The 3,829-nt window shown below is 30.5% G+C and carries 2 protein-coding genes; both read right to left on the reverse strand.

Going from position 1 to position 3,829, the window contains the following annotated elements; genetic code table 11:
• A partial coding sequence (locus Q5F54_RS11680; protein ID WP_302334472.1) for an immunoglobulin-like domain-containing protein occupies positions 1 to 2,355 on the reverse strand: 2,355 nt, incomplete at its 3' end.
• Between the two features lie 23 nt (positions 2,356 to 2,378).
• On the reverse strand, positions 2,379 to 3,829 hold a 1,451-nt coding region (locus Q5F54_RS11685; protein ID WP_302334473.1), incomplete at its 5' end, for a discoidin domain-containing protein.

The raw sequence follows: 3,829 nt of genomic DNA on the forward strand, positions 1-3,829 counted from the left end.
ATTGTTAGTTGATCCATTTCCTCCTGATGTGTTTCCACCATTGTTAGTTGATCCACTTCCTCCTGATGTGTTTCCACCGTTGTTAGTCGATCCATTTCCTCCTGATGTATTTCCACCGTTCGAGTTATTATTATCTTCTTCAACCTTTAATGTATTAACTACTATTTCTTTGTATTTAGAAGCATTTGCTAAGCTATTATCTATCTTAAGTTCTACATAGTATTCAGTATTTCTTGCAAATAATCTATACTTAGTTAATTTTATTTTGTATACTGTAAACTCTTTAGTTTCTATAGTATCAACTATTTTAGAGTTCCCTTTCTTTAAATCTTTGACAAAGTTTGTAAAATCTTCTGATTTAACGTCTTTAACTTCTAATTCTACAGGTGAATTTAAATCTCCTTGTCCAGATACTGGTGTTACTATGTTAGTGTCTATAATATTAGCTATAACATCTGGAATTACATCATCCTTTTTAAAGTCTTGTACAGTTACTTCAAAGCTATCACTTAGATTACTTCCATCAGTTGTAGTAGCTGTAATAACTACCTTACCTTCACCTTTTGCAGTTACTTTAGCAGTATTTCCTTTTGCTTCAAGATTTAATATATTAGTATCACTTACAGACCACTTTATATCTTTTATATCTGCTTCTTTGTTAACAGCTGCATTTATTTCTTTAGAAGCTCCTAAGTATAAATTATTAAACTTATTGCTTATCTTTATTTCACTAGCAAGTGTAACGCCTTTAACTACTGTTACTGTTATTGTCTTAGTTGCTGTTGCTCCATTTTTATCTTTTACTCTATAAGTTACAGTGTAGTTACCTTCTTTTTTAGTATCTACATTATTTTTTACAACTTCTACACTTTGTGTTAAGTCTTTATCTTCTTCATCGTATGCAGTAACTATACTTAAAGGATTAAACGCATCACCTAATTTTATAGTTGTATCATTTGCATATATTACAGGTACATGATTTATTGAAGACATTTTAGGATTTACTTTTACAATACTTTGTACTCTTGTAGTTTTACCTTTGCTATCAGTTGCACTGTATAATACTCTATATTCTCCTGCAAGATTAGTATTTACATTACTATCTACAACTAATTGTATATCATCATCTTCATCAGTTACATGAACACCAGCTCTTGGGTCAAAGCTATCTCCTACTTTTAATGTATGGTTTTTAACTCCTGAGATTACAGGCGCTTTATTAGCTATTACATTTAAATTAACTTGTATTTTAGCTTCATTTCCATAAGTATCTACTGCAGTATATGTTAATACATAAGTAGTGTCATTCTCTGGATCTAATTCAAGAGCCTTATCTGTAGATACTTTTACTTCTAATTCTCTTCCCTTTGCATCTACTGCTTTAACATTTTCTAATGGTTTAAATATATCTCCACCGCTTATTGTTATATTTGTTTGTAGTGCTTGCCCGTCTCTAGTTATAGTAGGAAGATCTTTTACATTTGCATAATCTACATATACTTGTATTTCTATAGGTTCAGATTTTTCATTATAGCTATCTATAGCTCTACATTCTAAGCTATATAATCCTGGTGTTTGTTTACTAAATGTTGTTATTACAGGCTTATTACTTTGAGATAAATCTTTAACTTGTAATTCAACAGCATCACCATCTATATCTTTCATAGTTATTCCTAGGTTTTGAGGTGTTAATTCTAATTTTTCACCTTCTACTATTTTTATAAAGTCTTTAGAAGAGGTTATAGTTGGTGCTGTATTTAAGCTAAGAGTTTCATCATCTGATACTACTCCTAAATCACTATATTCCTTATTTGTTACAGATAAGTATTTATACTCATCTTTATCATTTGGAACTACTTTATAAGTAGTTCCTCCTTGTTTTGTAGTTTTATCACTTGCTTTTAAATCTAACTCAAATACTTCTATTTTATTTCCTAACTTAGGTAAAGAGTTTTCTGATGTTATAAGAACATCTATAGTGTTTGAGTCTTGGTTATATGTGTAATCAGCTAGTATATCATTACTGCTATCTTGATATTCATTACTTGCTAATCTAGCTTGAACTTGTGGTTTTATTAAGTCTTTTATACTCGACTCACCATTAGCAAGTTTTACATTTCCATCTAGTTTTACACTAAATTGTATTGACTTTGGTATATCTTGTACGTTATCTATAGATACTTTTACAGTATCTCTATCTATTTTTTCTACATCTAATTTTAACTTGTTCCCAATATCAGTTGATTTAACATCATTTGCCTTCATATTCGGGACTGCATAAATAATTGCAGCTGTAGAAGTTAAAGCTAATGTAGATACAACAGCAGTTTTACCTGACGATTTTAATTTCCTCATATGTCTCTCCTTCTTAAAAATGTCTATCTATTCTCAAATGCCTTTTTTACAGTATTTTGATCTATTTCCATTACTTTAGCAGCTGATGATCTCGCCTTTGAAGTAGCTAAATCTATTGTTGGTAACTTACTTAAATCACTTGGTAATTCATATAAGAAGGTATCACTTACTAATCTTTGTCCAACAGGAGCTCCTGTAGAGTCTAGCTTGTTATATCTATATAACTCAGCCTTAACTTGACTACCTTTTATGTTTTGTTCTCCATTTATTATTGCCTTTTCTTGTTCTGGTGTTATCCAGTATATCCAACTACCTTGTGCTACTTCACCTAACTGTGCATCATCTGGTAATTCTGCAAGAAGTATAACTTGTGATTGTAATGCATAGTTTCCATCATTTTCATTTAATACTAAAGGTACGTTAAACGCTGGATCTCCTCTATATTCACCTGTTATTAATATAGAACCAGCTGGTATTGTCTTATCCTTAGCGTATGTGTAATCTGATTTTAATCTACCTATACCATTTGTATACTTACCGTTGTTGTAGCTTCCTATTTCTATATTATCTCCAGGTTGTCCTAATAACTCAAGTTCACCTATAGATATAGTTTTTGCACCTTTTGCTACTAACTTCACATATTGAGCATTAGTTGACCATAATTGTTTATTTGAATCATTTCCGCTTTCATTAAAGTAAATTGTGTTTTCTTTTGTAGTATCAAATTTTCCTGAGTGAACTTTAGTCCATTTTTTATTATCACTACTTACTAATACTTCATAATCACTTATTGAGTCATATGTTACTTCTTTATTTTTAGTAAATAACCTTTTAAATGAGAATTTCTTAGCAGTAGTATTTCCTGGAGTATATTTTAATCCTACTACTTGTTTGCTAGTTCCCATATTTATAGTTACATATGGATCTCCACTTAAAGTTTGTCCAGTGTTATCAGTTCCAATAGCACCGTTATAAACTGTTGATGCATCGTTATCTTTAATATTATTTATTGAACCATCTTCATTGTGTCCATGTCCTGTATTTTCGTGAACTGTATCATCTGGGCTTATTGTATTAGTATCAAATGTCCAATCCTTCTTAGCTAGGCTTCCATCATGAGTAACTTTTACAGTACCTAATTCAAATTCACTACTTTTATTTAAGCTATAGTCGTAAGCTTTTACTTTATATGTGAATGTTCTATTGTTCACTGAATCTATAACATCTTTGTACTCAGTTATGTTACTTTCTTTATTTCTTTCAACAAATCCAACAGGAACTTCTTTAAATCCAGTTGCAGCTGCTTCTTTTCTTATTATTTCATAACCTAAAATCTTATCATTATCTTTATCTACACTTATATTAAGTGGTACACTCTTTTGATTTAAATAAGTCTTTTCTGTTACTTGGTTACCTTTGTCATCCGTTCCGAAGCTAGCACTTACCGCTACATCATCAGCCATAGTAATTGAGC

This window comes from uncultured Romboutsia sp., from assembly GCF_958366745.1.
In the GTDB taxonomy this organism is placed as follows: Bacteria; Bacillota; Clostridia; order Peptostreptococcales; family Peptostreptococcaceae; genus Romboutsia; species Romboutsia timonensis.